The 22824-nt window shown below is 71.9% G+C and carries 22 protein-coding genes; 19 read left to right on the top strand and 3 right to left on the bottom strand.

Annotated features, from left to right (window positions below; genetic code table 11):
* The 3 genes from CWOE_RS21875 to CWOE_RS21865 are packed head-to-tail and all read right to left on the bottom strand — an operon-like array spanning window position 1 to window position 2657.
* On the bottom strand, window positions 1–1146 hold the full coding sequence (locus CWOE_RS21875) for a helix-turn-helix transcriptional regulator (protein WP_012935825.1): 1146 nt from the start codon (window positions 1144–1146) through the stop codon (window positions 1–3).
* Window positions 1143–2051 (bottom strand): helix-turn-helix transcriptional regulator, encoded by a 909-nt coding sequence (locus CWOE_RS34205; protein WP_012935824.1) that lies wholly within the window; start codon window positions 2049–2051, stop codon window positions 1143–1145. Before CWOE_RS34205 ends, CWOE_RS21875 begins: the two co-directional genes overlap by 4 nt.
* Window positions 2052–2093: 42 nt before the next feature.
* Window positions 2094–2657 (bottom strand): hypothetical protein, encoded by a 564-nt coding sequence (locus CWOE_RS21865; RefSeq protein ID WP_012935823.1) that lies wholly within the window; start codon window positions 2655–2657, stop codon window positions 2094–2096.
* Window positions 2658–2875: 218 nt separating this feature from the next.
* Between CWOE_RS21865 and metK the strand changes: the two genes are divergently transcribed.
* The 19 genes from metK to CWOE_RS21770 all read left to right on the top strand — a co-directional run bounded on the left by metK (window position 2876) and on the right by CWOE_RS21770 (window position 22761).
* The gene (gene metK, locus CWOE_RS21860) at window positions 2876–4108 is read left to right on the top strand and encodes a methionine adenosyltransferase (RefSeq protein WP_012935822.1); all 1233 of its coding nucleotides are present in this window, start codon (window positions 2876–2878) and stop codon (window positions 4106–4108) included.
* A complete protein-coding gene (gene ahcY, locus CWOE_RS21855; RefSeq protein WP_012935821.1) occupies window positions 4105–5562 on the top strand; it encodes an adenosylhomocysteinase in 1458 nt (485 codons plus the stop codon). Before metK ends, ahcY begins: the two co-directional genes overlap by 4 nt.
* A 118-nt stretch (window positions 5563–5680) precedes the next feature.
* Entirely contained in the window at window positions 5681–7186 is a 1506-nt protein-coding gene (locus CWOE_RS21850) for an SAM-dependent methyltransferase (RefSeq protein ID WP_012935820.1), read from the top strand.
* Complete coding sequence (locus CWOE_RS21845; RefSeq protein ID WP_012935819.1) at window positions 7183–8004, top strand: methylenetetrahydrofolate reductase; 822 nt, start codon at window positions 7183–7185, stop codon at window positions 8002–8004. The genes CWOE_RS21850 and CWOE_RS21845 overlap by 4 nt, the downstream gene beginning before the upstream one ends.
* A complete protein-coding gene (locus tag CWOE_RS21840; RefSeq protein WP_012935818.1) occupies window positions 7997–8623 on the top strand; it encodes an aminomethyltransferase family protein in 627 nt (208 codons plus the stop codon). Before CWOE_RS21845 ends, CWOE_RS21840 begins: the two co-directional genes overlap by 8 nt.
* Entirely contained in the window at window positions 8620–9519 is a 900-nt protein-coding gene (gene purU, locus CWOE_RS21835; RefSeq protein ID WP_012935817.1) for a formyltetrahydrofolate deformylase, read from the top strand. The genes CWOE_RS21840 and purU overlap by 4 nt, the downstream gene beginning before the upstream one ends.
* A 95-nt stretch (window positions 9520–9614) precedes the next feature.
* The gene (locus CWOE_RS21830) at window positions 9615–10172 is read left to right on the top strand and encodes a TetR/AcrR family transcriptional regulator (RefSeq protein ID WP_201447045.1); all 558 of its coding nucleotides are present in this window, start codon (window positions 9615–9617) and stop codon (window positions 10170–10172) included.
* A 5-nt stretch (window positions 10173–10177) separates the two neighbouring features.
* The gene (locus CWOE_RS21825) at window positions 10178–10579 is read left to right on the top strand and encodes a RidA family protein (RefSeq protein ID WP_012935815.1); all 402 of its coding nucleotides are present in this window, start codon (window positions 10178–10180) and stop codon (window positions 10577–10579) included.
* A 138-nt stretch (window positions 10580–10717) separates the two neighbouring features.
* On the top strand, window positions 10718–12262 hold the full coding sequence (locus CWOE_RS21820; protein ID WP_012935814.1) for a sugar ABC transporter ATP-binding protein: 1545 nt from the start codon (window positions 10718–10720) through the stop codon (window positions 12260–12262).
* A gap of 83 nt (window positions 12263–12345) precedes the next feature.
* Window positions 12346–13305 carry an ABC transporter permease gene (locus CWOE_RS21815; protein WP_049793364.1) on the top strand — a complete coding sequence of 320 codons (960 nt, stop codon included), beginning with the start codon at window positions 12346–12348 and terminating at the stop codon, window positions 13303–13305.
* A gap of 17 nt (window positions 13306–13322) precedes the next feature.
* Window positions 13323–14345 (top strand): sugar ABC transporter substrate-binding protein, encoded by a 1023-nt coding sequence (locus CWOE_RS21810; protein ID WP_012935812.1) that lies wholly within the window; start codon window positions 13323–13325, stop codon window positions 14343–14345.
* Window positions 14345–14629: a helix-turn-helix domain-containing protein gene (locus CWOE_RS21805; protein ID WP_012935811.1), complete on the top strand. Its 285-nt coding sequence runs from the start codon at window positions 14345–14347 to the stop codon at window positions 14627–14629. Before CWOE_RS21810 ends, CWOE_RS21805 begins: the two co-directional genes overlap by 1 nt.
* A 5-nt stretch (window positions 14630–14634) precedes the next feature.
* Entirely contained in the window at window positions 14635–15660 is a 1026-nt protein-coding gene (gene add, locus CWOE_RS21800; protein WP_012935810.1) for an adenosine deaminase, read from the top strand.
* Window positions 15661–15776: 116 nt separating this feature from the next.
* Window positions 15777–17285 carry a dihydroorotase gene (locus CWOE_RS21795; RefSeq protein WP_012935809.1) on the top strand — a complete coding sequence of 503 codons (1509 nt, stop codon included), beginning with the start codon at window positions 15777–15779 and terminating at the stop codon, window positions 17283–17285.
* Window positions 17285–18043 (top strand): isochorismatase family protein, encoded by a 759-nt coding sequence (locus CWOE_RS21790; protein WP_012935808.1) that lies wholly within the window; start codon window positions 17285–17287, stop codon window positions 18041–18043. Before CWOE_RS21795 ends, CWOE_RS21790 begins: the two co-directional genes overlap by 1 nt.
* Window positions 18040–19491, top strand: a complete 1452-nt coding sequence (locus tag CWOE_RS21785) for an amidohydrolase family protein (RefSeq protein WP_012935807.1) — start codon at window positions 18040–18042, stop codon at window positions 19489–19491. The genes CWOE_RS21790 and CWOE_RS21785 overlap by 4 nt, the downstream gene beginning before the upstream one ends.
* A complete protein-coding gene (locus CWOE_RS21780) occupies window positions 19488–20360 on the top strand; it encodes a carbon-nitrogen hydrolase family protein (protein WP_012935806.1) in 873 nt (290 codons plus the stop codon). The genes CWOE_RS21785 and CWOE_RS21780 overlap by 4 nt, the downstream gene beginning before the upstream one ends.
* Window positions 20357–21316: a hypothetical protein gene (locus CWOE_RS21775; RefSeq protein WP_012935805.1), complete on the top strand. Its 960-nt coding sequence runs from the start codon at window positions 20357–20359 to the stop codon at window positions 21314–21316. The genes CWOE_RS21780 and CWOE_RS21775 overlap by 4 nt, the downstream gene beginning before the upstream one ends.
* Window positions 21313–22761, top strand: coding sequence for an aldehyde dehydrogenase family protein (locus tag CWOE_RS21770; RefSeq protein ID WP_012935804.1), 1449 nt, complete (start codon window positions 21313–21315; stop codon window positions 22759–22761). The genes CWOE_RS21775 and CWOE_RS21770 overlap by 4 nt, the downstream gene beginning before the upstream one ends.
* Window positions 22762–22824: the final 63 nt, after the last annotated feature.

Raw genomic sequence — 22824 nt, 5'->3', positions numbered from 1 at the left:
TCAGGCGGGTCTCGCGCGGCGGGCGCGCACGACGCGCAGGTAGCGCGCGACCGCCTGCGCGCGGTTGCCGACCCGCAGCTTCCGCAGGATCGAGCTGACGTGGAACTTGACCGTGCCGACGGAGATCACGAGCGCCGTGGCGATCTCGTCGTTCGTGCGGCCCTCCGCCACGAGCCGCAGCACCTCCAGCTCGCGCCGGGTGAGCAGGCCGCCGAAAGGGTCCTCTGCCGCCGACGGCATCGGCGGCAGGCGCGGCTGTCGCAGGCTGGATCCCTGCTCCCCCAGGGCGCGGGGGACGAACTCGATCGCGGCGTCCGAGAGGGCGCCGGAGCGTGCGTCGACCCACGCGAGAAAGCGGCGCATCTGCTCGCGCTCGTGGTGCAGGGTCCGGCGCAGACTTGCGATCTCCCAGGCTTGCGCGAGGCCGGTCGCGAACTCCCACAGCAGCTCGCCGTCGTGCTCGGCCAGCTCTTGACGGGGTCCGCGGTCGGCCTGCAGCACGGCGATCGTCTGGTCGCGCACGACGACCGGTGCTGCCGAATAGGCCCGCCAGCGCATCGTCTCGGATGTCGGCCCGTGCACACTGCCATCTGTCGCGGCATCGGTCACGACAGTGGCGCGACGCCGCCGCACGACCTCCGTCTCGACGACCGACCGCCCGAGTCTGGGCGGATTCGCTCGCAGCGCGCTCAGCAGCTCCTGTGCGACCGCGTCCCCGTCGCGAACCCACACGGCTTCGGCGCGCAGCTCGCCGTCCTGAACGGTTGAGAGCACGACGCGCGCGAATTCCGCGGCGGCGCCCAGCTCGCGCGGAGCGGCGGTCAGCATCGCCGCGGGCAGCGTCATGATGCGCAGTCGCGCGATCGTCGTGCGGATCCGCTGCAGCGATGCGCGCCGTGCGTCGGCGAGCGCCGCGATGCGCGCCAGCTCGTCGGCGTGCGCCAACGCGGCGGCGTGGTCCTGTTCGCTCGCTGGATCCGCCGCAGCGAGCTGTGCGCGCAGCCGCTCGATCGCCGCGTGCAGCGCTTCGACGCTCGGGGCCGGCGGCGAGTCGGGTCCGTCGTGCGCTGACGCGAGCGCGACGGCGAGCCGTCGTCGGAGGTCGCGATCTCCGAGGCGCGGCGACGGTCGCGGCGAGGGACTCACGCGTCTTGCCCGTAGAAGCGGGCGACGGCATCGGCGCGATTGCTCGCGTTGAGCTTGCGCAGCAGGTTCTTGACGTGGTGCTTGACCGTCCCTTCGCTGATCATCAGCGCCGTTGCGATCTCGGCGTTCGTGCGCCCGGTCGCGAGCAGCTCGAGCACCTGCAGCTCGCGCGCCGTCAGCTCTCCCGTCGCGGCCGCAGCCGCTGACGCCATGAGCGGCACGTCGCGCCTGTCGCCGACGTGCGCGCTCATCCACCGCACCGCCGCGTCCAACTCATCGCGATGGCGTTGCAGCGTGTCGCGCAGCACGGCGCGCTCGAACGCGCCGGCGAGGCCGTCGACGTACAGCTCGACCAGCTCGCGATCCGCCTCGCGCAGCATCCGCCCGCTCGCGCCCGTGCCGGCGTGCAGCAGGCCGATCGTCGTGCGCTGTACGACGATCGCGGCGACGACGCACTCCGACCAGCCGAACCGCTCAGTGATCGCCGGCGCGGGCCGGGGACCGTCGCCGGCGACATCGACGAGCACGGCACGGGGACGGGTCGCGACGTCGGCCTCGACGAGGGGATACCGCAGCGGGATCGACGCGGCGCGCAACCGCGCGAGCGTCTGGGCAGCGTCGTCGTCGGCGTCGCGCTCCCACAGCGCGTGCGCGTGCAGCTCGCCGTCTCGCACATGGCTGACGAGCACCCGGTCGAGCTCGGAGGCCCTGCCCAGCTCAGCGGCGGCGCCGTCCATGATCGACGTGGGAGCCCCGGCGCCGATGCGCCTCACGGCCTCGCCGACTCGCTCCAGCGCTCCGATCTGTCGCCGCTGATCCAGCTCGACGAACTCACGCTCGAGCTGGCGCAACGTCGCGAGCGCATGCCGCGTCTCAGCCAGCTCGCCATGCCCCGCGGTCGACATCGAGGACACCGTAGAGGATGCGACGAGCGACGACGCGGCGGCTCACCCGGCCGCGGCGGCCACGAGGCTGCGCATCCGTCCGCGCGCGGCGAGCTCCTCCCGCACGACGCCGGCATGCGCCTGCGAGACGCAGGCGAACGCGTCGCCGCGGCGAGGGAGCAGCCATGCGACGGTGGCGCCCGCGATCGTGCGGCGAGTGCAGGGAGCGACGCCGCGGGCGTCAGCCGCCGGTCCGAGGACGCCGAACTCGACGAGGACCTCGTTCGTGCCGGGGCCCGCCAGGCCGAAGACGACCACGTCGAGAGGGTCCTCGACCGTCAGCGCGGGCGTGCGTCGGCACTCGACCGCAAGGCGGCGGCGAAGGGAGGCGACAGCCTCCGGCTCGACGAGCGCGAGCACCCGGCCGTCGGGCGTGCGACCCCACCAGACGCCGTCGCCGCGAGCGATCCCGCCGGGCACGAGCGACGTGCCGGCGAGCTCCACGAGCACCTCGTCGAGGTCGTGGATCGAACCGTCGAGCGCGAAGGCCGACAGCTCCGGACGCTCGACGAGGCTGGCGCACGCGGCGCGGCCGTCGTCGCTGAGGAGCTCGGCACGGTCGTGCATGCAAGCCACCGTCCCACGTGCCGGCCCCCGGCGGATCGCCCGCCCGGCAGGGCTTGCCTGGTCGATCGGGAGATCCCCGCGAACGAGCGCACGCCTCGATCGGTGAGGCCGCTGCCGGCGACCACTCGATCGGCCAGGTGATTCACGACGCGTGGGGGTCGCCGGGGGCGCATGCCGCCGACACGCTCCAACGGACAAAGCACCGAAAGGACCAGTTGATGAGCCAGAGAGAGTTCCTGTTCACGTCCGAGTCGGTGACGGAGGGCCACCCCGACAAGGTGGCGGACCAGATCTCGGACTCGATCCTCGACGCGATCCTCGCGCAGGATCCGAGTGCGCGCGTTGCGTGCGAGACGCTGGTCAACACCGGGCTCGTGGTCGTGTCGGGCGAGATCACGACGAGTGCGACGATCGACGTCCCGACGATCGTGCGCGAGCGCATCCGCGAGATCGGCTACGTCGACGGGGTACTCGGCTTCTCGGCCGACGCGGTCGCGGTCATGGTCGCGCTCGACAAGCAGTCGCCCGACATCGCGCAGGGCGTCGACGAGGCCGACGAGATCCGCAGCCTCGGCGCGGCGGACGACGACGGGCTCGGCGTCGCCGGAGCCGGCGACCAGGGAATGATGTTCGGGTACGCCACGGACGAGACGCCGGAGCTGATGCCGCTGCCGATCGCGCTCGCGCATGCGCTCGCGGCACGTCTGGCGGAGGTTCGTAAGCGCGGGACGCTGCCGTACCTGCGGCCCGATGGCAAGACGCAGGTGACGGTGCGGTACGTGAACGGCAAGCCGGTCGAGGTGACGAAGGTGCTCATCTCCACGCAGCACGACCCGGACGCCGAGCGGCGGCGCATCCGCGAGGACCTGTGGCAGCACGTCGTCGTCCCGACGATCGACGCGAGCCTCTACGACGAGGCGAAGCTCAACACGGTCGAGAACTACTACGTGAACCCGACCGGCCAGTTCGTGATCGGCGGCCCCGTCGGCGACTGCGGCCTGACGGGCCGCAAGATCATCGTCGACACCTACGGCGGCATGGCTCGTCACGGGGGCGGCGCGTTCTCGGGCAAGGATCCGTCGAAGGTCGACCGCTCGGCCGCGTACGCCGCGCGCTACGTCGCCAAGAACGTCGTGGCAGCCGGCCTCGCCGAGCGGGCCGAGGTGCAGGTCGCCTATGCGATCGGCGTCGCGCGCCCGGTGTCGGTGATGGTCGAGACGTTCGGGACCGAGAAGGTCGAGCCGGACACGATCGCGAAGCTCGTCGACGAGCATTTCGACCTGCGGCCAGGCGCGTTCCGCGACGCGCTCGAGCTGCACCGCCCGATCTACGCCCGGACCGCCGCGTACGGGCATTTCGGCCGGGACGAGGCCGACTTCAGCTGGGAGCGGACCGACAAGGCGGATGCGCTGCGCGAAGCGGCCGGCCTCCAGCAGGCGGTGTCGGCATGACCGCGGTCACGCCGGCCGCCGCGCGCGACTTCAAGGTCGCGGACCTGTCGCTGGCCGACTTCGGCCGCACCGAGATCCGCCTCGCCGAGCACGAGATGCCGGGCCTGATGTCGATCCGCGAGGAGTTCGCCGACGCGCAGCCGCTGAAGGGCGCGCGGATCATGGGGTCGCTGCACATGACGATCCAGACGGCGGTGCTGATCGAGACGCTGACTGCTCTCGGGGCCGAGGTCCGCTGGGTCTCGTGCAACATCTTCTCGACGCAGGACCATGCTGCGGCCGCTGTCGCGGTCGGTCCGAACGGCACGCCGGAGGATCCGCAGGGCGTTCCCGTCTTTGCCTGGAAGGGCGAGACGCTGGAGGAGTACTGGTGGTGCACTGAGCAGGCGCTCCGCTGGCCCGGTGAGGTCGGTCCGAACATGATCTTGGACGACGGTGGCGACGCCACGATGCTGGTGCACAAGGGGACCGAGTACGAGGCCGCCGGCGCGGTGCCGGACCCCTCGACCGCAGAGTCGGAGGAGTTCCACGTCTTCCTTTCGCTGCTGCAGCGCTCGCTCGCCGAGGACCCGCAGCGCTGGACGACGATCGGCCGCGGCATCCGCGGGGTGAGCGAGGAGACGACGACCGGCGTGCACCGGCTCTACGAGCTGGCGCAGCGCGGCGAGCTGCTGTTCCCGGCGATCAACGTCAACGACTCGGTGACGAAGTCGAAGTTCGACAACCTCTACGGTTGTCGCCACTCGCTCGTGGACGGCATCAACCGCGCGACCGACGTGATGCTCGGCGGCAAGGTCGCCGTCGTCTGCGGCTTCGGCGACGTGGGGAAGGGCTCGGCCGAGTCGCTGCGCGCGCAGGGAGCGCGCGTGATCGTCACGGAGATCGACCCGATCTGCGCGCTGCAGGCGGCGATGCAGGGCTACGAGGTCGCGACGCTCGCCGACGTCGTCGAGACGGCGGACGTGTTCATCACGACGACGGGCAACAAGGACATCATCACCGTCGCCGACATGGCGAAGATGAAGCACCAGGCGATCGTCGGCAACATCGGCCACTTCGACAACGAGATCGACATCGCCGGTCTGACCAAGTTCCCCGGGATCGTGCGCGAGACGGTCAAGCCGCAGGTCGACGAGTGGCGCTTCCCCGACGGCCACACGATCATCCTGCTGTCCGAAGGGCGTCTGCTGAACCTCGGCAACGCGACCGGCCACCCGTCGTTCGTGATGAGCAACTCGTTCGCGAACCAGACGATCGCGCAGATCGAGCTGTTCACGAAGAACGAGCAGTACGACAGGGAGGTCTACGTGCTGCCCAAGCACCTCGACGAGAAGGTCGCGCGCCTCCACCTCGACGCGCTCGGCGTCAGGCTCACGCGCCTCTCCGACGACCAGGCCGCGTACATAGGCGTGCCGGTCGACGGCCCCTACAAGCCCGACCACTACCGCTACTGAGCGGTCCAGGTCTTCACCTGTCCGTTGGACAGGTGAAGACCTCCCGAAAGGCCGTCGAGAAGTCGCGCTCCGCAGCGCATCATCGACGTTCCGAACGACCGTCGGAGGGAGTGACGGAGTGGTGATTCAGCTCAATTGCATCGGCCGTGCGCGGCCGGAGGACCTGTCGGCGATCCTGCCCGCTGTCGCCGAGGCCGCCGAGGCGGTCGAGGTCGACCACGCGCGCCTTGCGGCGGTGCTCGACTGGGTGCAGTACCGCAGGAACTTTCGCGCACCCGTGATGGTGCGCCCGTTCAGACGAGGGGCGCGCGACGCGCCGCTCGCAGAGGTCGCGATCGACGTGCGACGAGCGCGCGAGATGCCGTATGCCGACCTCGTCCAGGAGATCGTCGACCGCCTCTCGAAGGCGCTCGGTCTCGTCCCCGACCCGCACGAGTGCATCCACCTGGAGGAGTGGGTGCGCCCGAGCCGCAGCGTCATGTGGTCGTTCAACCGCAGCTACTGGCGGCACCTGGCGGCGTGGGATGCGACGTTCCAAGGCGACTACGCCTCTGCGCTGCCGGGCGGCGTCTCCGACGGCACGAACCCGGCGTTCTGGCACGACCAGATCGCGCAGTTCATGCGCACGCTCAACCGGCTCGACGAGTGGTCCGAGCTGCCGGACGAGATCCACGTCGTCGAGTTCGGCGTCGGCGACGGTCAGCAGGCGAAGGTGTGGCTCGACACGTTCGCGGACGCGTGCGCGGAGCAGGGGCGCGACTACCTGAGCCGGCTGCGCTACCTGATGGCGGACTACTCCCCGCACGTGCTGGAGCTGGCGCGGCGGCGCGTGGCCGATCACGCGGCCCGCGTGGAGTGCCTGGAGCTGGACTTCCGCAACCCCGTCTACGGCCTCGCGCACCTGCGCGGGAAGGTGCTGTTCGCCCACACCTGCAACCTGTACGACAACCTCCCGACGGACGAGCTGATGCGCGTCGGCGATGCCGCCTACGAGCCGCTCGTGCGGGCGAGCATCACACCGACCGAGACGGCGGAGCTGGCCGCGCGCTACGGGGTCGCCGAGGGCGACCTGGTGCGCAAGGTGCAGGAGGTGCTGCGCGACGGCCCGGAGGCGTTCGGCGACCTCGAACGCGGCGTGCGCTTCTGGTCGGACATCTGGGACGCCGTTCATCTCGAGGAGGTCTACGAGGAGATCCCCATACCGGCCGCGATGCGCGTGGCGCCGAGCGCCGACGTCCAGCTCGACGAGCTGCTGGAGGAGCTGCCGCAGTGGACGCGGGTCCACGCGTCCACCGTCGCGGTGGAGAGCTTCGTGCAGACGCTCGAGCTGCTCCACCACGAGGGCGTGCTGGTCGTACAGGACCTGTTCGTGCGGGAGACGGGGCAGTACGCTGCCTATCGCGGACCAGGCAAGCTGGAGGGCTCGATCGTCAACTGGCTCAACGGCCGGGTGTTCCAGCTCGTCGGCGAGCGGTTCGGCTGTCGCGTCGGCATCGAGCCGTTCGCGTACCGGGAGGGCTCGAACACGGTCGTGCTGACCGCGCGGCACCGTGACGCGTTCCGGGATCGCCCCGAGGCCGCCGCGCTTGCGCTGCACGTCCCGAGCGCAGGCGCGTCGCGATGAGCGCTCGCTACGAGATCCTGCCGTTCGGCGCATGGGAGGCGGAGGCGGCGGCCGTCGCGCCCGTGACGCTCACGATCACCTGCTCGCCGCGTCTCGGCGTCGAGCACACGCTGACGGTGGCGGAGCGGGCGCGCGCGCTCGGGCACCGCGTCGTCCCGCACGTGGCGGCACGGATGGTCGCCGACCGCTCGCACCTCGACACGCTGATGGAGCGGCTCGCTGCCGCCGGCATCGACGACGTCTTCCTGATCGGCGGCGACGCCGCGGCACCGGCGGGCGCATTCGACTCCGCCGTCGAGCTGCTGCCGCTCATGCATGCGCATGAGCTGCGCCCGCGCCGCATCGGGATCGGCGCCTACCCCGAGGGGCATCCGCTCGTCGATCGAGCGACGCTCGCCGACGCGCTCTGCCGCAAGGCGGCGTTCGCCGACTACATGGTCACGCAGCTCTGCTTCGACCCGGCGGCGCTCCTGCGCTGGATCGAGCAGACGCGCGCCGCCGGCGTCGACCTGCCGTCGTACGTCGGGCTTCCGGGCGCCGTGGACCGTCGGCGGCTGCTGGAGGTGTCGATGCGCGTCGGCGTCGGCGACTCGATCGGCTTTCTGCGCAAGCAGCGCGGGATCCGCCGCCTGCTCAGCCGCCCCGAGCGGGCCGTCGAACGGCTGGGCGCGGCGTTCGCACCGCTCGTCGGCGAACCGGAGCTCGCGATCGAGGGGCTGCACTTCTACACCTTCAACCGTCTGCGCGCGACGCTCGCCTGGGAGGCGCAGCGCGGCAGCGCGGACGGTGCCCGCGCCGAGAGTGCGTGCGATGCCTGATCCGACGATCCACGCCGGCGGCGGGCACATCGCCGCACAGGTGGCGGCGTGCCGGACCGGAGCCGGCCTGGCCGTCTGCCGGCAAGCAGGCGTGTTCGAGCTGCGCGGCGCGGCCGCCGACGTCGTGTTCGCGGCGCGGTCACTCGCGCGCGGCGCGGCGGGGCGGGGAGCACAGGGGATGCGCGGCTGGTGGCAGCTGGTCTCGGCCCAGCAGGCGCTCGTCGCGCTGGACGGCGACAGCGCCGCGCTCGCGCCGCGCATCGACGCGCTGAGCGCGTGGGCACCCGACGTCGCCGTCACGACGGACTGGAGCCGTGCGGCCGTCGTGCTCGCCGGCCCCGTGGCGGAGCGCGTGCTGGCGGCGGCGCTGCCGCGGCTGCCCCGGTCGCGGCGGGTGGTCGCCGACGGTCACGTCCGCGTCGTCGTCGTGCCCCGCGAGCACTCCGCCTCGACGCGGGACGCGCTCCTCGCGGTCGGGCGCGAGCTCGGCGCCGTCGCCGTCAGCCTCGAGGCCGTCCAGCTGAACGGCGCCGCGGAGCGTGCGCTCACGCGCAGGACGACGTCCGCCGCGTCGTCCACCGGCGTCGAGTCCACCCCCACTGGAGAACCGATCCCATGACGGCCACCGCTGCCCAGCCGCTCGTCCTGCCGGGCGACGACGGAACCCACGCCACCATGCGCCTGCTCGTCGCATGTCCCGACAAGCCCGGGATCGTCGCCGCGGTGTCGCGTTTCCTGTTCGACGCGGGAGCGAACATCCTCCGCTCCGATCAGTACTCGTCGGATCCGACGGGCGGCGCGTTCTTCCTGCGGATGGAGTTCACGCTGCGGCATGATCAGCGCGCCGACTTCGCCGAGCGATTCGGGCACGCGGTGGCGGAGCGATTCGACATCGCCTGGCGCCTGTGGGACGCCGACAGGCCCAAGCGCATCGCCGTGCTCGTGTCCCGCTACGACCACTGCCTGTTGGACCTCCTCTATCGCTGGAAGCGCGGCGACCTGGGCGGGGAGATCGCTCTCGTGGCGTCCAACCACGCCGACCTGCGCACCCCCGTAGAAGCCGCCGGAGTGCCGTATCACCACGTGCCGGTCGCTCGTGACGACAAGCCTGCGGCCGAGGCGCGACTGCTCGAGCTGCTGGGGGCGGCCGACCTGGACATGGTCGTGCTCGCCCGCTACATGCAGATTCTCTCGGGCACCTTCCTCGAAAGGCTCGGAGTTCCGGTGATCAACATCCATCATTCGTTCCTGCCCGCGTTCGCGGGCGCCGGCCCGTACGAGCGGGCGAAGGCGCGGGGAGTGAAGCTGATCGGCGCGACGGCGCACTACGTGACCGAGGAGCTGGACGAGGGCCCGATCATCGAGCAGGACGTGATCCGAGTGACCCATCGCGACTCGGCGGCCGAGCTGACGCGATTGGGAGCGGACATCGAGCGAGTGGTGTTCTCGCGCGCAGTGCAATGGCACTGCGAGGACCGAGTTCTCGTGCACGGGAGCACGACCGTCGTCTTCTGAACCCGATTCTTCGTACCGTATCGTGATACGGTACGAACATGAGTGACCAAGGTTCCAGGCGCACTCGCCGTGCGGGCGGTGCGAGACGCGCGCTCGTGCTCGACCACGTGGTCGCGGTGCTCGCCGATCGCGGCTACGCCGCCACTCGCTTCATCGACGTCTCTGGGGCGTCCGGGGTGGCGGTCAGCACCTTGCAGGGCTACTTCGGCTCACGCGAGGACATGCTGATCGAGGGATTCAGGCACGCCACGTCCGTCGCGGTGGCGGCGATGGACGAGCTTGCGGCAGCGTTCGACGACCCCTGGCAGCAGTTGGTCGCGATGGTCGATCGGGGTCTGTCGACGGACCTCGCCACCTGGCGGATGCTGATGGAGTTCTGGACCGCCGCCGCTCATGACGCCGAGTTGCGGGAACACGCCGCCGCACTGGCGGAGCAGTACCGGGAACCGTTCGCTGACGCGGTGCGGCGAGGCATCGAGAGCGGCGCGTTCACCCCGCGCTTCGGCACCGCCGCGATCGTCGAGGTCGCCGTGGCGAACATCGTTGGTCTGCTCTACCCGGTCGTCCTGGGCCACCTGGCACCGCGGGACACGGACTATCGCGACGTCGTCCTCGCTCAGCTCGCCTTCGCACTCACCACACAAGAAAGGTGACCAACGTGTCGCACACCATCGTCAATCCCGACGGGCTGCACGATCCGATCCCGTTCGGCTACAGCCACACCGCCGCCGTCCCGGCCGGCACGGAGCTGGTGCTCGTCTCCGGTCAGTACGGATCGAACGCGGACGGCGCGGTCGTCTCGCCCGATTTCGCCGAGCAGGTGCAGCAGGCGTTCCGCAACCTGGGCGTCGCCCTCGCCGCCCACGGGCTCGATCTCAGCCACGTCGTCCAGCTCCGGACGTACGTGGTGAACCCCGACTTCGACAAGCTCGGGACGATCGGCCGGGCCGTCGGGGCCGGATGCGGCGACACCCCTCCCACGAACACCGTCATCGGGGTCGCCGGCCTGGCGATGCCCGACATCCTGTTCGAGGTCGAAGCGGTCGCCGCCCGGCCCTAGCGATCGGGTCGCGTTCGTCCCGGGGGTCGTGGACCGTCCCACCCCGCGCGTCTGGTGGCGCTACCGGGACGGCCTGATCGACGAAGCGGCGCTGGTGCGCTTGACAGCGGCTCAGCGACCGGACTATGGTCGATCAACATGGAGAACACAGTTCAGCATGTTGAACTCATCGGCCTCTGTGCGGAGCATGTCTCCCACTCCTACGGCGGCGCGGCGGTGTTGCGCGACGTCGACTTCCGGATGCGGCCCGGCAGGGTCCATGCGCTGGTCGGGCCCAACGGCAGCGGCAAGAGCACGCTGATCAAGATCCTCACCGGCGCTGAGCGGCCCAGCGCAGGGCAGGTCGTGCTCGAAGGCGAACCGCACCGCTTCGGCTCGCCGGCGCAGGCCGCGGCCGCGGGCGTCGGCGTGGTGCACCAGCACTACCACCTGTTCGGCGACCTGACGATCGCCGACAACGTCCGCGGCGTGATCGGCGGCATTCCGCGTCGTCGCAACGGCCTGCTCGACCGCCGCCGCGCGTGCGACGAGGTCGGCGCCGAGCTGGCACGCCTGGGGATCGACGTCGATCCGCGCGCCGCGGTGCGGACGCTCGGGCCGGCGGAGCGCAAGCTCGTCGAGATCGCGCGGGCACTCGCGGAGCGCCCGCGCTTCCTGATCCTCGACGAGCCGACCGCGTCGCTGGAGCCGACGTCCGCGGCGGCGGTGCTCGACCTGCTGCGGCGCCTGCGCGCGGACGGGCTCGCGCTCTGCTTCGTCAGCCACCGCCTCGACGAGGTCGTCGCGCTGGCCGACGAGGTGACCGTGTTGCGCGACGGCGCGGTCCGCGCGCATCTCGACCGTCCGCCGACCGGCGAGCGCGAGCTGATCGAGCAGATCGCCGACGTCGTCCCCGACGCAGCCGTCCGCGGCGCGGCGATCCCGCCCGGGACGACGCCGTCGCTGCGGCTCGCCGAGCTGCGCGCCCTGCCGGGCGCGGAGCCGGGCGAGCTTGCCGTCCACCCGGGCGAGGTCGTCTCCGTGCACGGCCTCGTCGGCTCCGGCGCGGCGTCCGTCGTGCGGATGGCGGGCGGCGCCCTCGAGCTCGACGGTGACGCGCACGTGGACGGGAAGCCGGTCCCCCTGCGCTCGCCGCGCGATGCGCGCCGCGCGGGGATCGGCTTCCTGCCCGAGGATCGCAAGGCCGAGGCGGTGCTGCCGGAGCAGAGCATCGTCGAGAACATCGCGCTGCCTTCGCTGGACCGCTACACCCGCGTCGGCGTCCTCAACCGCCGCCGCATGCGCGCCGAGGCGGATCGCTACCGCGAGCAGATGGCGATCGTCTGCTCGTCCACGGCGGCGACGCTCGGCACGCTCTCGGGCGGGAACCAGCAGAAGGTGCTGATCGCCCGCTGGCTCTCCTCCGGCGTGCGGATCCTCGCGTTCGAGGAGCCGACCAACGGCGTCGACGTCGGCGGCCGCGCGCAGATCCACCGGCTGCTGCGCGAGTTCGCGAGCGCCGGCGGCGCTGTGCTGGTGGCGTGCTCGGAGCCCGAGGAGGCGATCGAGGTCGCCGACCGCGTCGTCGTCTTCCGTCACGGGGCGCTCGTCGCCGACGTCGCCGCGTCCGACGTCGACGAGCACCAGCTGGCCGAGTTGAGCGCGGCCGCCACGTCCGACACTGACCGAAAGGCAAATCCATGATCGCTGCGGCGGAGCCCACCCCCGCGTCTGGGGGCCGGCGGCGCCGGCCCCAGGAAGGACTGGGAGAAACACTGTTCGTGCCGGTGCTGCTGGTGGCCCTCGTCGTCTACCTGTCGAGCACCAGCGACGTCTTCTTCACGAGCATCAACCTGCAGAACATCCTCGACCAGGGCGCGATCCTCGCGATGGTCGCGTTCGGCGTGACGCTCGTCGTGCTGTCCGGCGAGTTCGACCTCTCCGTCGGCGCGACCGTCGCGCTCAGCGGCGTGATCGGCGCGAAGCTGGCGGGCTCGACCGACTCGGTTCTGATCGGCTTCCTCGCCTGCGTCGGCGTCGGGGCGATCGTCGGTCTGATCAACGGGGTGCTCGTCGCCTACGTGCAGATCCCCTCGTTCATCGTCACGCTCGGCGCGTTGACGATCGCGCGCGGCCTGGCGCTGGCCGCGACGGACGGCGGCACCGTCACCGGCCTGCCGAGCGGCATCGACGTCTTCGGCGACGAGCAGCTGCTGGGCCTCAGCCTGCTCGTCTGGCTGACGGCGGCCGTCTTCCTCGCGATCTGGTTCATCCAGCGCCAGACCTCGCTCGGCGTTCGCATCTACGCGACCGGCGGCAACCGCGACGCCGCCCGCCTGGCGGGCGTGCCCGTCGCCCGCGTCCGGCTGGCGGTCTTCGCGATCAGCGGGATCACGGCCGGCGTCGCCGGCATGGGCCTGCTCTCGCGCGTGGGCTCCGGCCAGCCCTCGGGCGCGCAGCTGCTGGAGCTGTTCGCCGTCGCCGCGATCGTCGTCGGCGGCACCAGCCTCTACGGCGGCCGCGGCTCGGTCGTGCGCACGCTCTTCGGCGTGCTGCTGATCGTCGTCCTGCAGAACGGCCTCGACATCAAGGGCGTCGACGCCGACATCCAGCAGGTGATCGTCGGCGCGGTGCTGATCGCGTCGGCCTCGGTCGACTTCGTACGCATCCAGCTGCGACGCCGCCGTGCCCGGACAGTCACCAGCGCGCTGGTCGCAGCTCCCGTTTCATCGCCCTCCCGCGACTGACGGACGAAAGGAACACCATGCAGAACCTCACCATCGCCACGCGGCGCTGGCCGGCCGCGCTCGGCCTCGTCGCCGGGCTCGCGCTTGCATTCGGAGCGTGCGGCAGCAGCGACTCTGGGTCAGACGGAGACACCGCCGGCGGCGGCGGCTCCGCCGCCGGAAAGAAGGTCGTCTACAGCACGTTCGGCGCTCAGATCCCGTTCTTCAACCGGATCGGCGAGGGCGCGAAGGCACAGGCCACGGTCCGCAGACTCGACTTCGACATCTCGACGAGCGAGATCGACCCCGGCAAGCAGATCGACAGCATCGACAACGCCGTCGCCCAGCAGCCGGACGGCCTGATCGTCTCGCCGATCGACGGCAGCGCGCTGGTGCCGACGATCAAGGGCGCGGTCGAGGACGGCGTGCCCGTCATCCTGCTGGCCGACGGGCTGAGCGAAGACGTCGGGCAGCTCTCGTTCGTCGGCTCCGACTTCGCCGAGATCGGCAGGCTGAAGGCGACGTACATCGCCGACAGACTCGGTGACGGCGGCACGGTCGCGATGGTCAACGGCACGCGCGGGATGAGCTTCGTCGAGGAGCAGGGAGAGGCCGCGCGCGAGGTCTTCGAGGAGCGCGGGATCGAGATCGTCGATGACGTCTACACGAAGGCGATCACGCCCGACGAGGGCCTGACCGCGACGCAGAACATCCTCACGCGCCACTCCGACGTCGGCGCGATCTACTACTCCGGCGACGACGGGGCGCTCGGCGGCATCAGAGCGATCGCCGCCCGCAACATCGCGCCCGGCAAGATCGTGGTCGTCGGCACCGACGCGAACGAGGGCGCGCTGGCGGCCGTCAGAGCGGGCACGATGGCACTGACGGTCTCGCAGTGCGCCTACGAGCAGGGCGGGATCGCGATCGACGTGATGGCCGACTACCTCGAGACGGGCAAGAAGCCCGACAGACGGATCTTCACGCCGGTGATCGAGATCGACACCGAGACGATCGACAGAGTGATGAGCGGGGCCGCTTGGGAGAGATGCGAGAACCACTGATGTCCAGCGACTACACGGTCCCGGCCGTCGTCTCCGCCAGCCAGGTGCTCGGCCACCTGGCGGAGGAGGCGCCGGCCGGGGCGACCCAGGCCGAGCTGGCGCGCGCGATCGGCCTGTCGAAGAGCACCGCGCACAACATGCTGCGTACGCTCGAGCAGGTCGGGTGGCTCGAGCGCGACGCGGCGCGCGTGTACCACCTCGGCGCGCGGTTGATCGGCCTCGGTGCGGCGGCGAACCGCCGCGGCAGGTCGGCGACAGTCCACCGAATCGAGTCGAACGGGTGACCGCAATGAGAGATGAGCTGGCGTACCGCCTGCCGAAGGCCGAGCTGCACGTGCACGCCGAGGCGTGCCTGGAGCCCGAGCTGCTGCTGCAGATCGCGGAGCGCAACGGGCACGACCTGCCGTACGCGTCGATCGACGAGGTGCGACGCGCCTACGAGTGGTCCGACCTCGGCGCGTTCCTCGACCTCTACTACCGCCACATCGAGGTGCTGCGAACCGAAACCGACTTCCGGCAGCTGGTCGAGTCCTACATGTCGCACGCCGCCGAGCAGGGCGTCCGCCACGTCGAGATGTTCTTCGACCCGCAGGCGCACACGCGCCGCGGCGTCCCGCTGGCGACCGTCGTCGACGGGCTCGCGGCGGGGCTCGACAGCGGGGCGCGCGAGCACGGGATCAGCGGGGCGCTGATCGCGTGCTTCATCCGTGAGCTGGGCGTCGAGTCGGCGCAGGAGACGCTCGCGGAGCTGGCCGAGCTGCCGGCGTTCGAGCGGATCGTCGGGATCGGGCTCGACTCGATCGAGGAGGGCTTCCCGCCGCCGCTGTTCGCGCCGCTCTACGCGCAGGCGCGGGCGCTCGGGCTGCTGGGCGTGATCCACGCCGGCGAGGCCGGGCCGGGCGAGAACGTCGGGCTCGCGCTGAGCGTGCTGGGCGTCGAGCGGATCGACCACGGCGTGCGCTGCGGCGACGACGCCGCCAGCATCGCGGCGCTGCGCGAGCGCGGCACGGCGCTGACGGTCTGCCCGCTGTCCAACGTGCGCATCGGGATGTACGAGACGCTCGCCGACCATCCCGTCGCGCAGTTGCTGCGAGATGGGCTGGAGGTGACGATCAACTCAGACGGACCGGCCTACTTCGGCGGCTACATCGCCGACAACTGGGTCGCCGTGCAACGGCAGTTCGACCTCGACGTCGACGATCTGGTGACGCTCGCGCGCCGCTCGATCGCCGTCAGCTTCGCCACTGCGGAGCGTAAGGCGCAATTGCTGAGAGAGATCGACCGGATGCTTGACAAGGCGACGGCCACAAATTAATCTAGACCAGGATATAGAACTGAGTTTCATATCCTGAACTGCGGGTTCCCTTGGTCAGCCTCCCGCGGAGCACATCACCACCGGGCCCGAGCCAGGCCCCAGGAGACCACGACCACATGACCGATCCACGCGCAGTGGACCTCGTGATCACGGGCGGCACCGTCGTCAGCCCGAGCGGCCCGCGCCGTGCGGGCATCGCGATCGACGGCGGCAGAATCGTCGCGATCGCCGACGACAGCCTGCTGCCGCCGGCTCGCACGACGCACGACGCGACCGGCCTGCACGTCATCCCCGGCCTCGTCGACACCGAGGCGCACCCCGGCTGCTACGTCCCGCTGCGGCAGGACCTCGAGTCCGAGAGCCGCGCGGCCGTCACCGCCGGTGTCACCACCTGGGGCATCCATGCGCCCTCGACGCGCATGGGGCACCCCGACTGGGTGGAGTTCGTCAACAAGGAGGACGTCGGCTCCTTCCACGACTCGATGCCGCACTTCATCGACATCGTCGAGGAGGTCTCGGCGGTGAACGTCTTCGCGACGTACATGCTGGAGACCGACCAGCAGGCGCGCGAGATCCCCGAGTACGCGCAGGAGTGGGGCGTCACGTCGATCAAGCTGTACCTGCAGGCGATGAGCCCGGAGGCGGAGCCGCACTGGCCCGGTCGCCGCGCCGGGCTCGGCGCCGGCTTCGACGACGGCGTCGTCTACCAGGTGATGGAGAACGTCGCCGCGCTGGGCGATCCGGGGATCGTCGCGATGCACTGCGAGAACTGGGAGATCGCGCGCGTCTTCGACGAGCGCCTGCGCTCGCAGGGCCGGACGGACTGGGCGACCTGGTCGGATCGCTCGCCGCATTTCCTGGAGGCGCAGCACCTGCGTCAGTACGGCCACTTCGCCGAGTACCTCGGCTGCCCGATCTACGTCCAGCACGCGACGACGCCGGAGACGTACGCCGAGATCCTCGACCTGCGCGGCCGCGGCGTCACGGTCCACGCGCAGACGGGGCCGCACTGGCTGCAGTTCGGCAAGGAGGAGCACAACGCCTGGCGGATCAACGTGCCGCTGCGCTCGCGCGAGAACAACCCGAACATCTGGAACGCGCTCGCTGCGGACGTCGTCAACGCGGTCGGCTCCGACCACGTCACCCCGTGGGGCGACGCCGGCTACGACGACTGCTTCAACGAGAACATCTGGGAGCTGAAGACGGGCTTCACCTCGCGCGTCGAGATGCTGCTGCCCGTGCTGCTCGAGGGCGTCCACCAGCAGAAGATCACGCTCGAGCGGCTGGTCGAGGTCGCCTGCGAGAATCCGGCGAAGATCTTCGGCCTGTTTCCGCAGAAGGGTGCGATCGAGGTCGGCGCCGACGCCGACCTCGTGCTCGTCGACCTCGACAGAACCGTCAAGGTCGACAACTCGCAGCTGCTGACGCGGACCGGCTGGTCGGTGCTCGACGGCAGAACGATCCACGGCTGGAACGTCGCCACGTTCCTCGGCGGGAAGCAGATGTCGCGGTGGGAGGACGGCGCGCCGAAGCCGGAGTTCCTCGGCGGATCCGACGGCCGCTACCTGCGCCGCACCGCCGGCCAGGCGCGCGTCCCGCTCGAGCTGCCGGTGGAGGCGAACTGATGGGCAACCCGTGGGACGACGTGCTCGGCGCGGAGGACCGCGCCGTGTTCGAGGCCGCGGGCTGGGGCAAGGACGTGGGCTTCGGCTCGCGTCCCGTCCTGCTCGTCGTCGATGTGATCTACAACTTCGTCGGCGACAGGCCGGAGCCGATCCTGAAGTCGATCGAGAAGTGGCGCTACTCGTGCGGCGAGCGCGGCTGGGAGGGCGTCAGACACCTCCGGCGCCTGATCGGCGCGGCGCGCGAGCGCGAGATCCCGATCGTCTACACCGGCATGGACCGCCGTCCCGACGGCTTCGATCAGGGCGCGTGGAACTGGAAGAGCCACCGCTCCGGCGAGGCGTCTGACATCAGAGGCTCGCTCGGCAACGAGATCGTCGCCGAGGTCGCCCCCGAGCCGCAGGACATCGTGTTCGTGAAGGACAAGCCGAGCGCGTTCCACGGGACGCACCTGCTCGACTACCTGATCTACCTCGGGGCTGACACCGTCGTCACGACGGGCACGACGACGAGCGGCTGCGTGCGCGCCAGCGCGGTCGACGCGACGCAGTACAACTACCGCTCGATCGTCCCGGAGGAGTGCGTCTGGGACCGCTCGATGATCTCGCACAAGGTCAACCTGCTCGACATCCAGATGAAGTACGGCGACGTGAAGTCGACCGACGACGTCATCCAGTACTTCCTCGCGCTGCCGCAGAAGCCGTGCGGCGAGCGCACACCGAGCGGCGTCGCGAACACCGACGAGGAGGTGCCGCGATGACCGACCCGGTCGTGATCAGCGACTGCGACGTGCTCGTGCGTCCCGGCGACCTGCGGCCCGGAGCAGGGCTGCTGGTCGCGGATGGGCGCGTCGCCGCGGTCGGCGCGGTGCAGCCGCCGCCGGGCGCGACGGTGCTCGACGGCCGCGGGCTGCTCGCGATCCCCGGGCTCGTCAACGCCCATACGCACTCGCCGGAGAACTGCCTGCGCGGCGCCGGACAGCGGCTCGCGCTGGAGCCGTGGCTGCTGCTGATGTTCGACGTCGGCGGCCTCTACGACGAGCACGCGCACCGCGTCTGCGCGCTCGCGGGCGCGGCCGAGATGCTGCGCACCGGCACGACCGCGGTGCTCGACCACCTGTGGATGACGCCGCCGCGCGCCGCCGCGATCGACGCGACGATGGAGGCATACCGCGACGCCGGCATCCGCGCCGCAGTCGCGCCGCTGATGTCCGACCACGACACGACCGCCGCCCTCGGGGCGGCGGTCGGAGTGGACGTCTCGGCGGCCGCCGTGCCGGTGCTGCCCGCCGCCGAGCTGCTCGGCTGCCTCGACGACGCGATCAGACGCTGGCACGGCCGGGAGGACGGGCGGCTGCAGCTGTTCGCGGGACCGGGCGGCGTGCAGTGGTCCAGCGACGAACTGCTGGCCGGTGCGGCCGGCCTCGCCCGTCGCCACGGGACCGGCTTCCACATCCACCTGCTGGAGACGACCGTGCAGGACGCGATCTGCCGGCGGCGCTTCGGGCGCTCGGGCCTGCAGGGGCTCGACGAGCTGGGCGTCCTGGGCCCGAACGTGTCGCTCCCGCACAGCGTCTGGATCGACGAGGACGACATCGCGACGATCGCCGCGCGCGGCGCCGTCGTCGTGCACAACCCTGCCGCCAACACGCGCCTGGGCAGCGGCCGCGCGCCGGTGCCGGAGCTGCTGGCGGCCGGCGCGACGGTCGCGCTCGGCGCCGACGGCTCGGCCTCGTCGGACAACCAGGTGATGTGGGACGAGGTCAAGCTCGCCGCGCTGATCCACAACGATGGCGACGCCGACCGCTGGATCGACGGCGCGCAGGCGCTGAGCATGGGCACGACCGGCGGCGCCGCCGCGCTCGGCCACCGCGACGACGGCCTCGGCACGCTCGCGCCCGGCGCGCCCGCCGACCTCGCGCTGCTGGACCGCCGCGGCGCCGGGCTCGCCGGCGCGCTCGACCTCGAGGGGACGCTCGCGCTCTCCGAGGACGGCCGCTCGGTCCGCCACGTCTTCGTCGCCGGCCGCCAGGTCGTGCGCGACGGACGCTGCCTGACGATCGACGAGGACGCCGTGCTCGGTGAGCTGACCGAGCTGGCCGCCGCGCGCGTCGCGCGCCACCGTGACCCACCGCCGCGGCTCCGGACCGCGATGGACCAGATGCGCGTCCTGCGCGCAGCCCTCCCCCGACACAGCACACGCACATGACCGACTCCATTCGTCTCGCCGTCGTCCAACCGCACGCGCACCCTGCAGTCGAGGCCGCGCGCAACGTCGAGGACGCCGTCGCCCACATCCGCACCGCCGCCGCCGACGGCGCCGAGCTGGTGCTGTTCCCCGAGGGCTATCCCGGCCCGCTGCGCGTCGAGTCGAGCTTCGACGCCGAGCCGGCGATCGCCGACGCTGCGCTGGCCGGCGGCTGCGCTGTCTGCTGGAGCCGCATCGAGCGGTTCGAGGACGGCCTCCACCGCAAGGTCGCGTACGTCACGGGCGCCGACGGCACGCGCGAGCTGCGCTATGTGCGCGGTCATCCGGCGACCGGCGACGTCCACCCGGTGCTGTCTGGAACGGCCCTGATGCCGGGCGACGGCTTCGGCCTCGTCGACATCGGCGGCGTCCGCGTCGGGGTGCTGATCTGCTCGGAGCTGTGGATCACCGAGATCGCGCGGGTGCTCGCGCTCGGCGGCGCCGAGATCCTGCTCGCGCCGGCCGGCGGCGGCTTCGGCGCCGTCGCCGAGAATTGGCAGCTGGTCGCGCGCGTGCGCGCGTTGGAGAACCAGTGCTTCGTCGGCCTGACGCAGAACCTGTTCGGCGACGAGCCGGGCGCGGCGCTGATCGCCGGGCCCGAGGCGCTGCTCGCCGACGGGCCGCGCGACGCGATCGTCACCGCCGACCTCGACCTCGCGCGCGCACGCTGGCTGCGTGAGCGCGACGACTCGATGGAGAAGCCGAAGCCGTTCACCGCGCTGCCCGGGCTGCTGCGTGCCCGCCGGCCGGAGCTGTACGGCGCACTCGCCGAGCCGCGCGAGGGCCTCTACGACTACGAGGCCGCCGGCCGCAAGGGGACGGAGGCATGACCGCGGCGAGACGCGCGGCGCTGCGGGCCGCGCTCGTTGAGGCGGGGCGCGGCAAGCCGGTCGCGCCCTACACGCTCGACGAGGCGATGACGTTCTTCTGCCCGCAGGAGAACGTCGAGGGGCTCGACCTGCCGCTCGTGCGGGACTTCCAAGGCTGGGTGCGCGAGGAGCACGAGCCGTCGACGGAGGGCGACCGGGCGATCCTGCTGCTGCTGCCCTGCCAGCCGCGCAAGCCGTACGCGCTCGCGCCCGAGCACCTCGCGATCAACGGCGCGCTGCTGGCGGCCGGCTTCGCGCCGACCGGGCGCGGCGACTGGCCCAAGCAGCTCGACACCGACGTCGCGCCGGAGCTGCGCTCGAACGCGCCGCTGCTGCGCGACGGGCTGCGGATCGACCGGGCCGTCATCTCCGAGCCGTTCGGGCTCGTCCCGTACGAGGCGATCTACCACTGGCACGGCGTCCTCTCGCCGTGCGCGCGCTACGACGACCCCGGGCTGTTCGAGCACCGCGGCCTCGGCGCGCCGTGGCGCGAGGACTCGACCTCGGTCGCCCGTGCCGACGGCACGCACCGCTGGGGCGACGCCGAGCGGGCCGCGTACGTCGAGGCGCACAACCGCCTCGCGACCGAGATCGCGGCGGCCCTGGAGCGGCTCGCGTCGCACTACGACGCGATCGTCTCCTACACGACGACGACGCTGACGCACCGCAGCTTCCTCGCCGACCACGCCGGCCGCCGCGCCGTCAGGCTGCCGAACGCCCGCACCGCCGGCGGCGTCCACCGCCGCCTCGTCGGCGTCAACGACCTCGTGCCGGGGCTCGTGGAGATCCTGCCGGCGCCGGCGGACCTCGACGCGCTGCGCGCGGCGAGCGGCAGACGGCTGCCGCAGGAGCTGCTGAGCGATCCGCTGCTGCTCGACCGGCTCGTCGCGCGGGTCGACGCGCTGGCCGCCGCGTGAACGGCGCGGAGCTGGACCTGCAGCTGCCGGACCAGCCCCTGCTGATCGACGGCGAGGAGGTCGCGACCGGCGCGTGGGACGAGGTCCGCAGCCCGTACGACGGCGCGCTCGTCGGGCGCGTCGCGCGCGCGTCGGCCGGTGACGTCGAGCGCGCGGTGCGGGCGGCAGGTGCCGCGTTCACGGCCGGCGAGCTGCCGCTGTGGCAGCGGATCGCGGTGCTGGAGCGTGCGGCCGAGCTGGTCGGCGCACGGTCGCAGGAGCTGGCGCGGCTGATCGCCCGCGAGATGGGCAAGCCGCTCGCGCAGGCGCGCGCCGAGGTCGAGCGCGCGGAGGCGACGCTGCGCTTCTCGGTCGCCGCTGCGCGCACGCTCGGCGGGGAGCTGGTCCCGCTCGACGCGCTCGCCGCCGGCGAGGGCCGGATCGGCATGGTGATGCGCGTGCCGCTCGGCGTCGTCGCTGCGATCACGCCGTTCAACTTCCCGCTCAACCTCGTCGCGCACAAGCTCGGTCCAGCGCTCGCGGCCGGCAACCCCGTCGTGCTCAAGCCGGCGCCCCAGGCGCCGCTGTCGGGCTTCGCGCTCGCTGCGATCCTGCGCGACGCGGGCCTGCCGCCGGGCTGGCTGCACGTCGTCGCGGGCGGCGCGGACGTCGGCGCCCGGCTGGTCGCGGACGACGACGTGGCGGCGGTCACGTTCACCGGCTCGACCGCGGTCGGCTGGTCGATCCGCGCGAGCGCGCCGCGCAAGCGCGTCTGCTTGGAGCTCGGCTCGACCGCGCCCCTGATCGTGGACGAGACGGGCGACTGGGAGGACGCCGCCGACCGCGCCGTGCTCGCGTCGTTCGGGCAGGCGGGCCAGAGCTGCGTCTCGCTGCAGCGCGTCCTCGTGCACGAGCGTGTCGCCGGCGCGTTCGTCGAGCGGCTGCTGGCGCGCACGCGCGCGCTCGTCGTCGGCGACCCGCTGGCGGACGAGACCGAGGTCGGCCCGCTGATCGACGCCGGCCAGCGCGACCGCGTGAAGCGTTGGATCGACGCCGCCGTCGCCGCCGGCGCGACCCGCGCGTGCGGTGGCGCGGTCAATCCCGACGGGACACTGCAGCCGACCGTGCTCGTCGACCCGCCGGCCGACGCGGACGTGTGGCGGGCCGAGGTCTTCGGCCCGGTGCTGTGCGTGCGCTCGGTCGCGAGCTTCGCGGACGCGATCGCGCAGGCCAACGACGCCGACTACGGCCTCCAGGCCGGCGTCTACACGCGCGACCTCGGCCGCGCGCTGCGCGCTGCGCGGCAGCTCGAGTTCGGCGGCGTGCTCGTCAACGACGTTCCGACGACGCGCTTCGAGCACCAGCCCTACGGAGGCGGCAAGGACTCCGGCAACACGCGCGAAGGGCCGGCGGCGACGCTGCGCGAGCTGACCGAGGAGCGCTTCGTCGCGCTGTCCACGACGTAGCCGGGCACAGCTGGGGACGAGCGCCCCGAGCGTCTGCCCGGGGCGCCGTCACCGGCGTGGATC

Origin of the sequence: Conexibacter woesei DSM 14684 (assembly GCF_000025265.1) — a bacterium.
Classification (GTDB): domain Bacteria; phylum Actinomycetota; class Thermoleophilia; order Solirubrobacterales; family Solirubrobacteraceae; genus Conexibacter; species Conexibacter woesei.
The sequence above is the reverse complement of the archived record's forward strand: the minus strand, read 5'-3'. Positions and strand labels throughout refer to the sequence as shown.

Excerpts from the sequence above, each read along its gene's own strand:
- CWOE_RS21780 (WP_012935806.1), top strand. The coding sequence starts at position 19,488 with ATGACCGACTCCATTCGTCTCGCCGTCGTCCAACCGCACGCGCACCCT.
- CWOE_RS21865 (WP_012935823.1), bottom strand. The coding sequence starts at position 2,657 with ATGCACGACCGTGCCGAGCTCCTCAGCGACGACGGCCGCGCCGCGTGC.
- metK (WP_012935822.1), top strand. The coding sequence starts at position 2,876 with ATGAGCCAGAGAGAGTTCCTGTTCACGTCCGAGTCGGTGACGGAGGGC.
- CWOE_RS21840 (WP_012935818.1), top strand. The coding sequence starts at position 7,997 with ATGCCTGATCCGACGATCCACGCCGGCGGCGGGCACATCGCCGCACAG.
- ahcY (WP_012935821.1), top strand. The coding sequence starts at position 4,105 with ATGACCGCGGTCACGCCGGCCGCCGCGCGCGACTTCAAGGTCGCGGAC.
- CWOE_RS34205 (WP_012935824.1), bottom strand. The coding sequence starts at position 2,051 with ATGTCGACCGCGGGGCATGGCGAGCTGGCTGAGACGCGGCATGCGCTC.
- add (WP_012935810.1), top strand. The coding sequence starts at position 14,635 with ATGAGAGATGAGCTGGCGTACCGCCTGCCGAAGGCCGAGCTGCACGTG.
- CWOE_RS21820 (WP_012935814.1), top strand. The coding sequence starts at position 10,718 with ATGGAGAACACAGTTCAGCATGTTGAACTCATCGGCCTCTGTGCGGAG.
- CWOE_RS21845 (WP_012935819.1), top strand. The coding sequence starts at position 7,183 with ATGAGCGCTCGCTACGAGATCCTGCCGTTCGGCGCATGGGAGGCGGAG.
- purU (WP_012935817.1), top strand. The coding sequence starts at position 8,620 with ATGACGGCCACCGCTGCCCAGCCGCTCGTCCTGCCGGGCGACGACGGA.
- CWOE_RS21775 (WP_012935805.1), top strand. The coding sequence starts at position 20,357 with ATGACCGCGGCGAGACGCGCGGCGCTGCGGGCCGCGCTCGTTGAGGCG.
- CWOE_RS21810 (WP_012935812.1), top strand. The coding sequence starts at position 13,323 with ATGCAGAACCTCACCATCGCCACGCGGCGCTGGCCGGCCGCGCTCGGC.
- CWOE_RS21795 (WP_012935809.1), top strand. The coding sequence starts at position 15,777 with ATGACCGATCCACGCGCAGTGGACCTCGTGATCACGGGCGGCACCGTC.
- CWOE_RS21805 (WP_012935811.1), top strand. The coding sequence starts at position 14,345 with ATGTCCAGCGACTACACGGTCCCGGCCGTCGTCTCCGCCAGCCAGGTG.
- CWOE_RS21785 (WP_012935807.1), top strand. The coding sequence starts at position 18,040 with ATGACCGACCCGGTCGTGATCAGCGACTGCGACGTGCTCGTGCGTCCC.
- CWOE_RS21790 (WP_012935808.1), top strand. The coding sequence starts at position 17,285 with ATGGGCAACCCGTGGGACGACGTGCTCGGCGCGGAGGACCGCGCCGTG.